The sequence below is a fragment of the Verrucosispora sp. WMMC514 genome (assembly GCF_027497295.1).
Taxonomy (GTDB): Bacteria; Actinomycetota; Actinomycetes; order Mycobacteriales; family Micromonosporaceae; genus Micromonospora; species Micromonospora palythoicola.
In genome coordinates this window covers 5584778-5599607 of the sequence record NZ_CP114906.1, presented here as the reverse complement: position 1 = coordinate 5599607, position 14830 = coordinate 5584778, and the positions used below count along the sequence as shown (strand labels likewise).

11 protein-coding genes are annotated in these 14830 nt (G+C 69.9%); 3 read left to right on the top strand and 8 right to left on the bottom strand.

What is annotated here, in order from left to right; all coding sequences use genetic code 11:
* Positions 1-55 precede the first annotated feature (55 nt).
* On the bottom strand, positions 56-1186 hold the full coding sequence (gene chvE, locus O7597_RS26005; RefSeq protein ID WP_269741314.1) for a multiple monosaccharide ABC transporter substrate-binding protein: 1131 nt from the start codon (positions 1184-1186) through the stop codon (positions 56-58).
* Between the two features lie 481 nt (positions 1187-1667).
* Here chvE and O7597_RS26000 point away from each other — a divergent pair, with 481 nt between their 5' ends.
* Entirely contained in the window at positions 1668-2978 is a 1311-nt protein-coding gene (locus O7597_RS26000) for a hypothetical protein (protein WP_281581013.1), read from the top strand.
* Between the two features lie 187 nt (positions 2979-3165).
* Here the strand turns inward: O7597_RS26000 and O7597_RS25995 are convergent, their stop codons facing one another.
* A complete protein-coding gene (locus tag O7597_RS25995; RefSeq protein ID WP_281581012.1) occupies positions 3166-6168 on the bottom strand; it encodes a glycoside hydrolase family 95 protein in 3003 nt (1000 codons plus the stop codon).
* Between the two features lie 401 nt (positions 6169-6569).
* Positions 6570-6905: an L-rhamnose mutarotase gene (locus O7597_RS25990; RefSeq protein ID WP_281581011.1), complete on the bottom strand. Its 336-nt coding sequence runs from the start codon at positions 6903-6905 to the stop codon at positions 6570-6572.
* Between the two features lie 170 nt (positions 6906-7075).
* Here O7597_RS25990 and O7597_RS25985 point away from each other — a divergent pair, with 170 nt between their 5' ends.
* Complete coding sequence (locus tag O7597_RS25985; RefSeq protein WP_269741310.1) at positions 7076-7771, top strand: FadR/GntR family transcriptional regulator; 696 nt, start codon at positions 7076-7078, stop codon at positions 7769-7771.
* 71 nt (positions 7772-7842) lie between these two features.
* On the opposite strand, the gene O7597_RS25980 is transcribed toward O7597_RS25985, so the two are convergent.
* From O7597_RS25980 to O7597_RS25965, 4 genes are all read right to left on the bottom strand, one after another.
* The gene (locus O7597_RS25980) at positions 7843-9168 is read right to left on the bottom strand and encodes an enolase C-terminal domain-like protein (protein ID WP_281581010.1); all 1326 of its coding nucleotides are present in this window, start codon (positions 9166-9168) and stop codon (positions 7843-7845) included.
* 72 nt (positions 9169-9240) lie between these two features.
* A complete protein-coding gene (locus O7597_RS25975; RefSeq protein ID WP_281581009.1) occupies positions 9241-10281 on the bottom strand; it encodes an ABC transporter permease in 1041 nt (346 codons plus the stop codon).
* Entirely contained in the window at positions 10274-11815 is a 1542-nt protein-coding gene (locus O7597_RS25970) for a sugar ABC transporter ATP-binding protein (RefSeq protein ID WP_281581008.1), read from the bottom strand. Before O7597_RS25970 ends, O7597_RS25975 begins: the two co-directional genes overlap by 8 nt.
* The gene (locus O7597_RS25965; RefSeq protein ID WP_281581007.1) at positions 11812-12879 is read right to left on the bottom strand and encodes a sugar ABC transporter substrate-binding protein; all 1068 of its coding nucleotides are present in this window, start codon (positions 12877-12879) and stop codon (positions 11812-11814) included. Before O7597_RS25965 ends, O7597_RS25970 begins: the two co-directional genes overlap by 4 nt.
* A gap of 619 nt (positions 12880-13498) precedes the next feature.
* Between O7597_RS25965 and O7597_RS25960 the strand changes: the two genes are divergently transcribed.
* Positions 13499-13960, top strand: a complete 462-nt coding sequence (locus O7597_RS25960) for a VOC family protein (protein WP_269741306.1) — start codon at positions 13499-13501, stop codon at positions 13958-13960.
* A gap of 24 nt (positions 13961-13984) precedes the next feature.
* Here O7597_RS25960 and O7597_RS25955 read toward each other — a convergent pair whose 3' ends face one another.
* Complete coding sequence (locus tag O7597_RS25955; RefSeq protein ID WP_269741305.1) at positions 13985-14785, bottom strand: inositol monophosphatase family protein; 801 nt, start codon at positions 14783-14785, stop codon at positions 13985-13987.
* Between the last annotated feature and the right edge of the window lie 45 nt (positions 14786-14830).

The window sequence follows — 14830 nt, the reverse complement described above, 5'->3', positions numbered from 1 at the left end:
TCAGGGGTGTCGCCGGGCTCGGCGGCGGTCGCCGCCACCGAGCCCGGCGGTGCCGTCAGCCGGCCTGGCCGGCGGCGACCTCCTCGGCGGTGAAGTAGCCCGAGTCGATCAGGACCGGCTTGATGTCGTCCTTGTACACCGTCTGGACCGGCAGCAGGTACGACGGGACGACCTTGACGCCGTTGTTGTACGTCTCGGTGTCGTTGGCCTCCGGCGCCTTGTCGGTCAGGAACGCCTCGGCGGCGATGACGGCCTGCTCGGCCAGCAGTCGGGTGTCCTTGAAGATGGTGGAGCTCTGCACCCCGTCGTCGATCAGCTTCACCGAGGCGATCTCGGCGTCCTGACCGGTCACCACCGGGAAGTCCGCCCCCTTGTAGCCGGCGTTCTGCAGGGCGGTGATGATGCCCCGGGACAGCCCGTCGTACGGCGACAGCACGCCGTCGACCTTGGTGCCGCTGTTGTAGCTGGAGGTCAGCAGGTCCTCCATCCGCTTCTGCGCGGCCTCCTGCTGCCACCGCAGGATCGCCACCTGCTCGATGCTGGTCTGCCCGGAGGTCACCTTCAGGGTGCCGTCGTCGATGAACGGCTTCAGCGTGTCCATCGCACCGTCGAAGAAGAAGTGGGCGTTGTTGTCGTCGAGCGACCCGGCGAACAACTCGATGTTGAACGGGCCCTTCGCCTCACCCTTCGCGCCGTCCTTGGTCTGCACGCCGAGGCCGACCAGCAGGGCGGTCGCCTGGGCGACGCCGACCTTGTAGTTGTCGAAGCTGACGTAGAAGTCGACGTTCGGGCTGTCCCGGATCAGCCGGTCGTAGGCGATGACCGGGATGTCCGCGTCGGCCGCCGCCTGCAACTGCCCGCTCAGCGCCGTGCCGTCGATCGCCGCGATGATGAGCACGTCGGCACCCCGAGTGATCATCTGGTCCACCTGCTGGGACTGGGTGGGGATGTCGTCACCGGCGTACTGGAGGTCGACCTGGTAGCCCTTGGCTTCGAGCTTCTCCTTGACGGAGTTGCCGTCCGCGATCCACCGCTCGGAGGTCTGGGTCGGCATCGAGACGCCGATGGTCAGGTCGCCGGGCTGGTCGCTGTCGTTTCCGCCGCTGCCGGCACCGTCGCCGCTACAGGCCGCCATGCTCAGCGCCAGGACGGCGCTACCGAGAGCGGCCAGGACTCGTCTGTTCACTGGCTTCCCCAATCTGGAACTCGCGCCGTCGCACCGGCTGCGCGGGTCGCACTTGGGGCCCAAGTGTTAGCGCTCACAATGCCTAGGTCAACACCTGGTTCGAAATCCCGCGGTCACGGTCTCGTAACGAACGCCGCGCTCATCCATCCGACCGAGTCGTCGCAGGTCAAGGCACTGATCACGAGGGGCGACCGGGAGGTCGCCCGGGCCGGGCGGCGGCGATCATCGACGTCAGAGAATACGGCAAGCCAGGCCCGACGGACACCCCCGCGTCCACACGCGACGATTCGACGATCGGCACACCTCGACGCAGCCTCGATGTGAACACTCGGTTTCGACGTCGTTACCAAGGTGGCCTTGACACGGGCCGGGCCGACACCGATGCTCTGCTAAATCAGTTTAGCGCCCGCTGTTTCGGAGTTCGACCGAGCCGCTCCGGCACGTAGCCGGACCAGACGGACGCGTCCAACGAGGAGGGCCGATGAGACTGCGCAGGACGCTCGTCTCCGTCACCGCGGTGCTGCTGCTCGCCACGTCCGGCACCGCCGCCTACGCCGCGACCAGGGACCACGGCGGCGGCAGCGGTGGCATCCGCAGCGTCACCCCCATCACCACGGTCTACACCTACGGCCAGAAGGTCTCCGCCGTAGCCGTCGAGTACGGCGCCACGGTCAACCCCCGCAAGCTCGACAACTCGACCTTCGCGGTCTCCGACACCAGCTACAACTTCCGCTTCAACCCCATCGAGGACCTGCCCAAACTGACCGCGCGGACCATCACCCACACCTACACCAACAGCACCGCCACCGTCCGCGCCGACCGTCGGTCCGTACCCGGCAGGTACGTCATCGTCGAGTTGGACCCCGACCAGAACGCCGGTTGGACGGTCATCGTCTCCAAGTGCCCGACCTTCCTGTGCACGGTGAAGGTCAACCCGGAGCTGCCGACCCGGGTGACCCAGCGCAAGGACGTGCACGCCCAACCGGGCAGGGGCAAGGGTGCCGGGCCGGTGCTGGCCAAGGGCTCACCGGGTACCTCGCACGGTGTCACGGAGGCACCGGTGAACCTGCTCGTCGACCAGTTCCGCTACGGCTCGTACCTCAGTGGCGGCATGGTGCTGCCGTACCACTACCACCTGCCGAAGAACTACCAGCCTGGCCGGAAGTACCCGCTCATGGTCGTGCTGCCCGGGCACGGCATGGGCTGGGACGGCGACAACACGGGCGTACAGATCGCCGCCGACATCCCGGCGACGGCCTGGCTCCAGCCGAGCGTCACCGGCAGCCGGGAGGACGTCATCGTGCTCGCTCCGCAGCACCAGCGGGTCGGCGACGTGGCCGAGGCGGAGTTGCTGGTCAAGCTGGTCGAGCAGTTCAGCAAGGACCACGCGGTGGACACCGAGCGGGTGTACGCCACCACCGTCTCGTACGGCTCGCGGCTGCTGTGGGAGGCGTTCGCCAAGCGTCCCGACCTGTTCACCGCCGGCCTGGTCACCGGTGGATTCCAGGTCAGCGCCGGCCAGGCGACGGCCATCGCCGCCGCCGAGATCCCGCTGTGGATCACCCACGGCGTCAACGACCACCTGCTGAACATCTCGCTGGCCCGCAACTCCCGCGCGGCGCTGCGGTCGGCGTACGAGGCGCGGGGCCTGTCGTCAGCGCAGATCGCCGAGTTGCTGCACTACACCGAGTACAGCAACGAGGCGTTCACGCTGCCCGACCACCACGCGGCCTACGGCCCGACGTACGACGACCAGAGCATCCTGCAGTGGCTGCTGGCCCAGCGAAAGTGAGCACGGCCGGCTAGTGCGGCGGCCAGGAACGTCGGCGGTGTCGCGGCCAGGTCCCGGCGGCGACCCGGGGCACGTTCCTGGCCGCCGCGCCGGCTCGCCGGCCGCGACAGGAGTGTCGGGGCCGGCGAGCCTTCGGGACGGGTTCGCTGGAGCTGTCGGCGGCGGCCCGGGAGATCCGCCTCGACTGTCAGCCGCCGATCGCGATGGCGAAGATGTGCATCGTCGGCACGTTCGCCGCCGGACGTGCGCTGATGTTCGGCAGCTCCACCCGGGCCACCGGCTTGTTCTGCAACGCCACCCCGACGTAGTAGACGCACGCGGCGGTGTTGTGCCGCTGGTTGCCGGGCCGGTTCTGGTACGCCATCACGACGGCGGCGGTGCCACCGGCGTGCGGGCCGCCGTACCAGTCGGGGGTGCTGAGGGTGAACGTCTGCCGGGTGCCGTCGGCGTAGACCACCGCGGCCGTGCCCGACACGGCCCCGTAGGTGCCGGTGGCGAGGAAGCCGAGCGTCCGGCCGGTGCCGGTCAGACCGACCGACTGCCCGGAGGCGACGGCGTTGTCCGCACCGCCCGGCGCCACGTTCGGCCACCGGAAGGTGACCCCGTTGCGGCTGACCGTGCTGCCGGGCGTGACCCCGGCCTGGGCCAGTGCCTGCGCGGAGAGGGTGGCACCGTTGCCGTCGAAGTTTCCGGCGCCGGTGTTGTTGTCGTTCGTGGTACTGACGTTGGTGAAGCTCTGCTCCAGCGGCGGCGCGGTCGGCGTGCCGCCCGACCCGGTGGCCCGGTAGGTGCGTCCGGCCGCCACGGTCACCTCGATCAGGTCGTTCTCGACCTTCGTGGTCCGGGCCGCGGTGCCGTCGGCGGCGTCGACCACGGTGTGGTTGCCGGTGAACATCCGACCCCGCAGCCGGACGGTGCCGGCCCGGTCCGGCCGGACCAGGATCTCGGTGGCCTGGCCGTTGCTCCAGGTGATGCCGACGGTGTGACCGCCCCGGCCACGCAGTCCGGTGACCCGTCCGCTGGGCCAGGCCGCCGGCAGCGCCGGCAGGATGTGCAGTTCACCGACGTGGCTGTGCAGCAGCATCTCCGCGATGCCGGCGGTGGCGCCGAAGTTGCCGTCGATCTGGAACGGCGGGTGCAGGTCGAACATGTTCGGCGCGAGCCGGGCCGGGGTGGCCAGGAAGCGGATCAGGTCATGGGCCCGGTTGCCCTCCTCCATCCGGGCCCAGAAGTTGATTTTCCAGGCGAGCGACCAGCCGGTGCCGTCGTCGCCCCGGATCTCCAGGGTGCGCCGGGCCGCCTCGAACAACTGGGGGGTGCCGCGCCGGGTGATCTGGTTGCTGGGTGCCAGTCCGTAGAGGTGCGAGATGTGACGGTGGTTCCGCTCGGTCTCGACCCAGTCGTAGAGCCACTCCATGATGTTGCCGCGCGACCCGATGCGGTTCGGCGCGAGCCGGTCCCGGGTCGCCCGGACCTGCGCCCGGAAGGTGGCGTCGGTGTTGAGGATCTCGCTGGCCCGGGCGCATCCGTCGAAGAGATCCCGCAGGATCTGGTTGTCCATCGTGGGCCCCGCGCACACGCTCGCGTCGGCGTGGTGGCCGATCTCCGGCGAGTTCGACGGGTTGGTCACCAGGTAGCCGAGGCTCGGCTCGGTCACCAGGGTGTCGAGGAAGAACTGCGCCGCGCCCTTCATCGCCGGATAGTTCGCCCGGAGGAACTCGACGTCCCCGGTGAACAGGTAGTGGTCCCAGATCAGGGTGGCCAGCCAGGCGCCGCCGGTCTGCCACATGCCCCAGAACGCCCCGTCGACCACCGAGGTGGCCCGCCACGCGTCGGTGTTGTGGTGGGTGACCCAGCCGCCGGCACCGTACTGCACCTGGGCGGTGCGGGCCCCGGCCACCGCGAGATCCCGGACCATGTCGAAGACCGGCTCGTGGCACTCGGACAGGTTCGTGGTGTTGGCCGGCCAGTAGTTCATCGGCAGGTTGGCGTTGATGGTGTACTTCGAGTCCCAGGCCGGGGTCAGCGAGTCGTTCCAGATGCCCTGGAGATTTGCCGGCTGGGTGCCCGGCCGGGAGGACGAGATCAGCAGGTACCGCCCGAACTGGAACAGCAGTGCGGAGAACTGCGGATCGTTGACGCTGTTGTGCTGCGCGATCCGCACGTCGGTCGGTTGGTCCGCGGCGGAGGTACGGCCCAGGTCGAGGCTGACCCGCCCGAACAGCGCCTGGTAGTCGGCGACGTGCCGACCGCGCAGCTGGTCGTAGCTGCTGGCGCGCGCGGCGGTGAGGTGACGCCGCGCGATGCCCTGGTAGTCGCCGCCGACGTTGCGGTAGTTGACGTAACTGGAGCCGATCGAGACCAGCAGGGTCACGCTCGTGGCGCCGGTGACCCGCAACGTGCCACCGGAACTGCTCACGGTGCCGCCGCTGACGGTGGCGTTGGCCAGCGCCAGGAAGCGCACCGCGCCGTTGACGCCCTCCTGGTTGCCGGAGACGCCGTCCAGGGCGATGGTGGTGCCGTCCGGGCTGGAGACGGAGGTCCGCTGCGGGCTGTCGAACGTGGCGGTGAAGGTGATCGAGCCGGTCCGGTCGGCGCTCAGCCGCATCGCGATGATCTGGTCCGGTGCGCTGGCGAAGGTCTCCCGCTGGTACCGCACGCCGTCCATCACGTACGACACGCTCGTCGTCGCGGTGGTCAGGTCCAGGTGCCGGTTGTACTGCGACGCCCCGCCGGAGGTCGGGAAGCTCAGCCGGAGGTTGCCGACGGTCTGGTACGCCAACTGCCCGACCGGATTGCCGAGCATGTTCTGGTTGATCAGGTTCTGCGCCTGGCTCCACTGGTTGGCGAACACCAGGCGCCGGATCTCGGCCAGCGCGCCCAGCCCACGGGGGTTGCTCGGGTCGTGCGGTCCGCCGGCCCAGACGGTGTCCTCGTTGAGCTGCAGCCGTTCCGCGTCGACGTTGCCGAAGACCATGGCGCCGAGGCGGCCGTTGCCGATCGGCAGTGCCCGCAGCCAGTCGGTGCCGGCGGCCTCGTCGTACCAGAGCGCCAGGTCACCGGCGGCCAGCACCTGCGGCGGTGCCGCCGAGTCCGCCCGGGCCACGGCGGTCCACGGCAGCGGTAGCAGGGCGCCACCGGCACCCGCCGCGCCGATCTTGAGAGCCTGCCGTCGAGTCAGGTCTGACATCGATCCTCCAACCGTGACCGATCCGGCCAGGCGAAGCCTCACTGATCGCCGGCAGGCCCAGAACGGCTCATACGTCTGATGTGTTTCGCGAATGTTATCGCCGGGCAGCGCAATAGGCAACGGTCGATTCAATCCCTCGGCGCCTCTTCCGCCGACCAGATAACGTGCCTCTAACAGGCGTTATATGATTCAGGGCACAGCGCTGTCGCACCCCGCAGAGGCCCGGTCGTGCCGGGCCACCCATCGGGCGAGCGACTCGCTCCACGATATTCATCAGATGTGTGCACCCGCCCTGATGGGTCGGCGTCAACGTCGACTCGGTTCGGCGCGCTCAGGCGACGACCCGGCCGGGACGGGCGGCCGGACACCGGTCAGCGTCGCGACGGTTCCGGCGGGTCAGCTCAGGGCGCCTCCTCGGTCAGGTGCCAGATCTCCCGCATCGGGGCCCACCAGTGCCCCGAGCCGGGCTCGGCGAGAGACTCCTGGCACGGATCGGTCAGCTTCCACCACGCCTGCGTCTGCGGGTCGTCGGCCATGCGTCGCTGGTCGGCGTCGTGATCGTCGCCGACGTACTCGTAGTAACCGAACAACAGGTCGCCGTGGAGGAAGATGGTGAAGTTGCGGATGTTCCCCTCGCGCAGCGTCTGCTCGACACCGGGCCAGACCGCGGCGTGCAGCCGCAGGTAGGTCTCCCGGTGCTCCGGCCTGAGCCGGATCACCATGCCGTAACGTCGCACGTCGCACCCTTTCGGTGGGGTCGGTTGAGCCTGGTCCCGGCAGCCGCACGGCGAGTACGCAGCGTCGCCGACAAACGTCCGATGTCTCTATAGTGGTCGGGGTCGCCGGTGCCGGTCATGGACACCGACGTCAGGCCGGCGTCCGGTCGACCGGTCCGAAGGGGGCGTGGATGGCACTGACCGACGACGCGATCGCAAAGATCCGGAGCATGATCCAGAGCGGTGAGCTGCCTCCGGGGACGCGGCTGCCACCGGAACCGCAACTGGCCGCCCAGATGGGGCTCTCGCGCAGTGGGGTCCGGGAAGCGGTCAAGGTGCTCGAATCGGCCCGGGTGCTCGACGTGCGGCGCGGCGACGGCACGTACGTGACGAGCCTCGCCCCCCGGCTGCTGCTGGAAGGGCTCGGCGTCGCGGTGGAGTTGCTGCGCGACGACACGCTCCTGGAGGTCATGGAGGTGCGCCGGATGCTGGAGCCGATGGCGACCGGCCTGGCGGCGCTGCGGATGACCGACACCGACCTCGACGAGCTGGGCCGGATCCTGCAGGACATGCGGGCGGCGGCCGACGACGCCGAGAAGTTGATCCAGTTCGACGCCGCTTTCCACCACACCGTCATCGCTACCACCGGCAACGAGACCCTCACCTCGCTGCTGGACGGGCTCTCCGGTCGTACGCTGCGGGCCCGGGTGTGGCGCGGGTTGATCGAGGGCAACGCGGCGCACCAGACCATCGAGGAGCATCACACCATCTACCTCGCGCTGCGGGCGCGTGACCAGTTGCTGGCGCAGGCCAGCGCCCTGTTGCACGTCAACACCTCCGAGGCGTGGCTGCGTACCGTGCTCGGCGCGAAACCGTCGGACGGGTAGCGGCCCGATCGACCGAGCCGAGCCAGACATCAGATGAACCGCCTTGCCGTGGTCCCGGACCGCACGGGTGGTCATGATGTCGGCGCTCCCGCCAGGACCTCGGCGTCGGCCCACGCCGGGCCGTCGGGGTAGCGGTAGCGCGCCAACGAGTCCGGCAGGATCCGCGCGCTCATGCCGGGTGCGTCGGGCGCGAGGTAGCGTCCGCCGCTGACGCGTACCGGATCGGCGAAGTGCTCGTGCAGGTGATCGACGTACTCGATGGCCCGGCCCTCGGTGCTGCCGCTGAGCGCGACGAAGTCGAACAGGGCCAGGTGCTGCACCAGCTCGCACAGCCCCACTCCCCCGGCGTGCGGGCAGACCGGCACCCCGAACTTCGCGGCGAGCAGCAGGACCGCCAGGTTCTCGTTCACGCCGGCGACCCGACAGGCGTCGATCTGCACCACGTCGACGGCGTCGGCCTGGAGCAGCTGCTTGAACATGACCGCGTTGTGCACGTGTTCGCCGGTGGCCACCTTGACCGGGGCGAGAGCCTTGCGCACGGCGCCGTGCCCGAGCACGTCGTCCGGCGAGGTCGGCTCCTCGATCCAGTACGGGTCGAACTCGGCCAACTCCCGCATCCAGCGGATCGCCTCGGGCACTCCCCAGATCTGGTTCGCGTCCACCGCGATCTGGATGTCCGGCCCGACGACCCGTCGGGCGATGCCCATCCGGCGTACGTCGTCGGTCAGGTTCCCGCCCACCTTGAGCTTGATCAGCCGGTAGCCGTCCTCGACGGCCTCCCGGCAGAGCCGGGCCAGCTTCTCGTCGTCGTAACCCAGCCAGCCGGGGGTGGTGGTGTAGGCGGGGTAGCCCTCGGCCCGTAGCCGCCGCTCGCGCTCGGCCCGCCCGCCCTCGGCGCTGCGCAGCAGTGCCACCGCCTCGTCCTCGGTGAGGGCGTCACGCAGGTAGCGGAAGTCGACCTGGGCGACCAACTGCTCCGGGGTGAGGTCGGCGAGCAGCTTCCACAACGGTTTCTCCGCCCGCCGGGCCGCGAGGTCCCACACCGCGTTGACCAGACCGCCGGCGGCCATGTGCACGACCCCCTTCTCGGGCCCGAGCCAACGGATCTGGCTGTCGCCGACGAGCCGGCGGGCCAGCGAGCGCGGGTCGGCGACCAGCTCGGCGACCCGCTGGCCGACCACCATCGGGGCGAGTGCCCGCACCGCCGCCACCTGAAGGTCGGTGCCCCGGCCCACGGTGAAGACCAGGCCGTGTCCCTCGGCGCCGGCCGAGGTCCGTAGCACCACGTACGCGGCGGAGTAGTCGGGGAACGGGTTCATCGCGTCCGACCCGTCCCGATGCCGGGAGGTGGGGAACCGTACGTCGATGGTTTCTACGGACGAGATGCGCTCACTCACCGGTAACTCCTGAGGGATCGAGCGGGTGGGCGTGGTTGCCGGCCTCGCGGTGGGCCCGACGGGCCGGCCGCCTCACGTCTGTGCCTTGCCTCCGGTGATGCGGGACACCACCAGGGCCACCAGGATGACGGTGCCGTTGAGGAAGTTCGTCCACTGTGCGGGTACCCCGGCGAGGGTCAGCACGTTGATGATCATGAAGAGCAGCAGGACGCCGGTGAAGGCGCCGAAGACGCTGCCCTTGCCGCCGTTGAGGCTGACGCCGCCGATCACCGCCGCCGCGAAGACCTGGAAGATGGCGCCGCTGCCCTGGGCCGACGGCACCGCCGCGAGCCGGCCACTGATCAGTAGCCCGGCCAGCGCCGCCAGCACACTTGCCACGATGAGCGCCAGCCAGAGCACCCGGTCGGTCCGGATGCCCGCCGCCCGGGCCGCGTCGGCGTTGCCGCCGATCGCGTACAGCGCCCGGCCCGCCCGGGTGTAACCGAGAACGACGATCCCGGCGGTGAACAGCAGCAGCGACAGCCAGATCGAGGCCGGTACGCCGACCCAGCTGGCGGAGCCGAGATAGGTCATCGACTCGGGCAGCATGAAGAACGTCTGGCCACCGGAGATACCGGTGAGCAGGCCGCGTAGGACGATCAGCATGCCCAGCGTGACGACGAAGCCGTTGAGGCCGAAGCGGACGATGAGCAGCCCGTTGAAGGCACCGACGAGGGCGCCGACGAGCAGCACGACCGGAACCGCCCAGGCGTCCGGTAGCACGTCGAGACCGAGTCCCCGGGTCAACGCGGGATCCACCACCAACCAGGCGGCGATGCCCGGGGCGAGGCCGAAGGTGGACTCCAGCGACAGGTCCATCTTGCCGGTGATCAGCACGATGGTCTGGGCGAGGACCACGATGGCGATCTCCGACATGCTCTGCAGCACGTTGATGATGTTGTCGGTGCTGAGGAAGACCGGGCTGACGATGGACCCGACGATCGCGACCGCGATGATCGCCGGCACCAGCGCCAGGTCCCGTAGCCGGGCGACGGCCAGGCTCCGCGACGCGGCAGCCCGGGGCGGTGGCGGCGTGGCGGCCGGCCGCGCGGTGGTGGAGAGCGTCTCAGACATGGTGGAGATCCACCCCTTCCATGGCGGCTACCAGCTCGTTGTCGCTCCAGCCGTGGGACATCTCGCGGACGACCCGGCCCTGGAACATCACCAGTACGCGATCACAGATCCGCAGGTCGTCGAGTTCGTCGGAGACGACGAGCACGCCGGTGCCGCGGCGGCGTACCTGCTCGACGACGCCCAGCAGGGTCTGCTTGGAGCGCACGTCCACTCCGGCGGTCGGGGTGATCAGGACCAGCAGCTTCGGGTCGCTGGCCAGCGCCCGACCCATCACCACCTTCTGCTGGTTGCCCCCGGACAGCTCGGAGACCGGCGCCCGCGGCCCGGCGACCTTGATCGCCAGGTCGGTGATGGTGTCGCGGGCCAGGGCGTCACGCCGGGCCGGCGAGATGAGACCCCGCCGACCGATCCGGTCCGGCACGGTCATGGTGACGTTCTCGGCGATGGACAGCAGCGGCACCAGTCCTTCGCGGTGCCGGTCCTGCGGTACCAGCCCGACGCCCGCGTCGAGGGCGTCGGGCACACTGCCGGGACGCAGCGCCCGACCGTCGACGACGACCGTCCCGCCCGCCGGCCGGGCCAACCCGACTATCGCCTCGGCGACCTCGACCTTGCCGCTGCCGCCGCCACCGGCGATGCCGACCACCTCGCCGGCCCGGGCCTCGACGGACAGCCCGGCGCCGGAGGCGGTGACCAGATCGCGCACGGACAGCAGCACCGGGGCGTCGGCGGGCAGCGACCGGTGCTCGGCCTCCGGCATGGCCACGTCCTCACCCGTCATCGCGGCGACCAGCGCCGGACGGTTCAGCTGCGCCACCGGGGCGGTGAGGATGTGCCGGGCGTCGCGGAACACCGTCACCTGGTCGCAGATCTCGTAGATCTCCTGAAGGTGGTGGCTGATGAACAGGAAGGTCACCCCCTGCTCCCGCAACTGGCGGATCCGGGTGAACAGCCGGCTGATGCCGGCGCCGTCGAGCTGCGCGGTCGGCTCGTCGAGGATGATGAACCGGGCGCCGAAGGAGAGCGCCCGGGCGATCTCGACGAACTGCCGCTGCTCGACGGAGAGCGTCGACGCGGGCTGACGTACGTCGACCTCCACCGACCACTCCGCCAGCAGCTGCTCCGCCGCACGGCGCAGCCGCGACCAGCGGATCAACCCGGCCGGGCCACGGGCGTGCCGGTTGAGGAAGAGGTTCTCCGCCACGGTGAGGCTGCCGATGATCGTGGACTTCTGGTAGACGCAGGCGACCCGGCTACGCCAGGCGTCCCGGTCACCGAGCGGCGGGGCCGGACGCCCGTCGAAGGCCACCGCGCCATCGTCGGCGGCCTGCAACCCGGTGAGAATGCTGACCAGTGTGGACTTGCCGGCGCCGTTGCGCCCGACCAGGGCGTGCGTCTCGCCACGGCGGACCACGATGCCGGCGTCGGCCAGCGCGACCGTCGACCCGAACCGTTTGGTGATCTGCACGGCCTCCACGACGGGCTGGTCGGTGCCGATCAGCCCGTCGGCCGACCCACTCGGGGTGGCGCTCATGCGTTGTTGCCCCACAGGGACGGGTCGTCGAACTTCAAGGTGGGCTCGCCGGCGATCGGCGCACCGTCAAGCGTCACCAGCGGCGCCGGCAACTGGTCCTCCAGCAGGCCGTCGCGTACCTGGATGATGGTGCTGCCGTGCTCGGTCGGGCCGGGCTGGAACGTCTCGCCCTCGATCGCCGCCTGCACGTACTCCAGGCCGTACCTGGCGTATAGGTCGGCCGGCTGGCTGACGGTGGCGTCGATCAGACCCTCACCGATGTTCTTCAGCTCCTCGGGAATGCCGTCGTTGGAGACCACGAAGACATGCTTCGGGTCACTCGGCGGCACCTGGAGGCCCCGCTGCTTGAGGATCTGGAGGGTGCCGGAGAGGGCGAACGAGGACTGCATGTAGATGCCCTTGATGTCCGGGTCCGACGCGAACCGGGTCTGCAGCTTCGACGCCGCCACGTCGGCCTTCCAGTCGGTGGCCTCGCCGAACACGGTGATGTCGGGGAACTGCTGCTGCATGCACTCGTTGAACGCCTCGGTGCGGTCCCGGCCGTTGATCGAGTCCAGGCCGCCCTGGAGCATGACGACCTTGCCCTTGCCGCCGAGTTTGGTGCCGAGGAACTGGCACGCCTTGATGCCGTAGGCGCGGTTGTCGGCACGAACGACCATGAACACCTTGCCGGTGTCCGGCCGGGTGTCGATGGTGACCACCGGGATCTTCTTGCTGTCCAGTTGGGACAGCGTCGGCGCGATGGCGGCGGTGTCCTGCGGCGCCATCACCACACCCTCGACGCCCTGGCTGATGAAGGCCTGGGTGTTCGAGATCAGGTTGGCGATGTCGTTCTGCGAGTTGGTGGTCTTGACCTCGACACCCAGTTCTTCGGCGAACTGCGGGACGTACTTGATGTAGGAGTTCCAGAAGTCCGTGTCGGAGCGGGGGTAGTCGACCCCGACGACCCGCGAGCCGCCCGATCCGGTGCCGTCGGCCGCGCCGTCACCGCACCCGGCGGCGAAGGTGACCGACGCGCCGAGCAGCAGCGTCAGCCCCATGCTCGTCAGTGCCCTGCTTCTCATGGTCGTTCCTCCATATCCGGGACGTCACGCCAAGCGCGACGCGGCGACCCGGTCGGGCCGCGACGGGGCACTCGTCGGACGTGATGTGCGAAGGGGAAGGACCGGGTACGGGACATGGCGATCCCTCCAGGACACGGGTGGCGGGTGGTGGAGTTCATGTGACTCAGACATCAGACGTTAGGGCTTCCAGACATGTGACGTCAACGCCCGAGATCGGGCAAACACTCGCACCAAGAGGCACTTGGTCGCCACAGACATCAGATTGATTTCCGCCAACGAGCAGCACTCCCAGCCCACTGAGAGCCCGGCGGCCCGGCAGCGCGAAAACCCGCCGTCCCGTGGACTCGCGGGCGCTGGCCGACCCGGCGCCCGCCAGCCGAGTGGTGCTCGGGTGCCGATGTTGGCGATCACATCAGCGCGACCATGGCTGTCACTCCGGGTGCGGAGGCAGTCGCTGCGAACGCTAACATCGATGACGCTGAGATTGCTAGCTTGTTGCGGCCGCGATCGGCAGGAACTGGGCCGTCAGCGGCACCGCCCGCCACCACGGTCGCGCCCCGGAATGTCGGTCCTGCCTGGCACATTGGTCGCCTGGACGCGAACCGATTGGAGCCGCCCGATGAGCCGCCAGATCCAGGTCACCTTCGACGCCCACGACCCGACGGCGCTGTCCACGTTCTGGCGGGAAGCCCTGGGCTACGTGCATCCCGGTCCGCCCGGAGTCGACCTCCCCGACGGTGCCGACCCGCTGGCCGCATGGGACGACTTCCTCGCCCGGATCGGCGTACCGCCGGAGCAGCGCAACACCAGGTCGGCCATCGAGGACCCGGCGGGGCTCGGTCCGCGGTTGTTCTTCCAGCAGGTGCCGGAGGACAAGGTCGTCAAGAACCGGGTGCACCTCGACGTACGGGCCGCGCCCGGGCTCACCGGCGCGGACCGGATGGCGGCGTTGCAGACCGAGTCCGATCGGCTGGTCGCGTTGGGCGCCGAGCAGCTGCGCCGGGTCGAGCCCGCGCCGCCGCTCGAGGCCGGCTTCATCGTGCTGACCGACCCCGAGGGCAACGAGTTCTGCCTCGACTGACTCGGCGGATCGACGCTCCCGGCCCTACGCCGGCTCTCGCTGCTTTGCGATGAGCGCCAGCAGGCCGGCGTGCGTATCCGCGTCGGCCGCCGCGACGAGCCCGCCCAGGCCGCTGCGCCAGGGCCGACCGTCGATGCCGGTCACCACGCAGCCAGCCGCCTCGCAGAGCGCGATGCCGGCCGCGAAGTGCACGTTGTCGCCCAGTCGGCCGTCCGTGACGTACGCGGCGCGCCGACCGGCCGCGACCCAGGTCAACGCCAACGTGGTCGACACGACCCGTGGCCGAAACCGCTCGACGAAGCCCTCGTCCGCCAGCAGCCGGGCCGCCCGGAACACCCGCCCGTTCGGAAAGGGCGGGTCGAGGTTGACGTCCACCAGCCCGGATGCCGCCGACGGCGTGAGGTGCTGGTCGACCCCGCCGCACCGCACCCCTGCGGCGGTGCCGTCGGTCCAGAAGACCTCCTGAGCGAACGGGTCCACGACGGCCGCCGCCGTGACCTCCGCGTCGACCCGCAGGGCCACGTTCACCGAGACCAGCGTGGTGTGTACGGCGAAGTTCAGCGTCCCGCAGAGCGGATCGACGAACCAGACGCGCCCGCTGCCGTCCGACCCGCTGCGTCCGCTCTCCTCGGCCAGCACGGCGTCGTCGGGTCGCGCGGACCGCAGCACGCCGAGGATCGCCTGCTCCGCCTCGATGTCCGCGCTGGTGGCGAAGTCCCCACCCGCCTTCGCGAAGCGGTCGACGGACCTGCCGTGGTGCGAACGCACCACCTCGGCACCGGCCCGCGCGGCCCGGATCGCGAGTTCAGCATCGACATGCGACATCCGCTCACCGTACGTCGATCCCGGTCGCGGGTGTGCCCCGGTTCC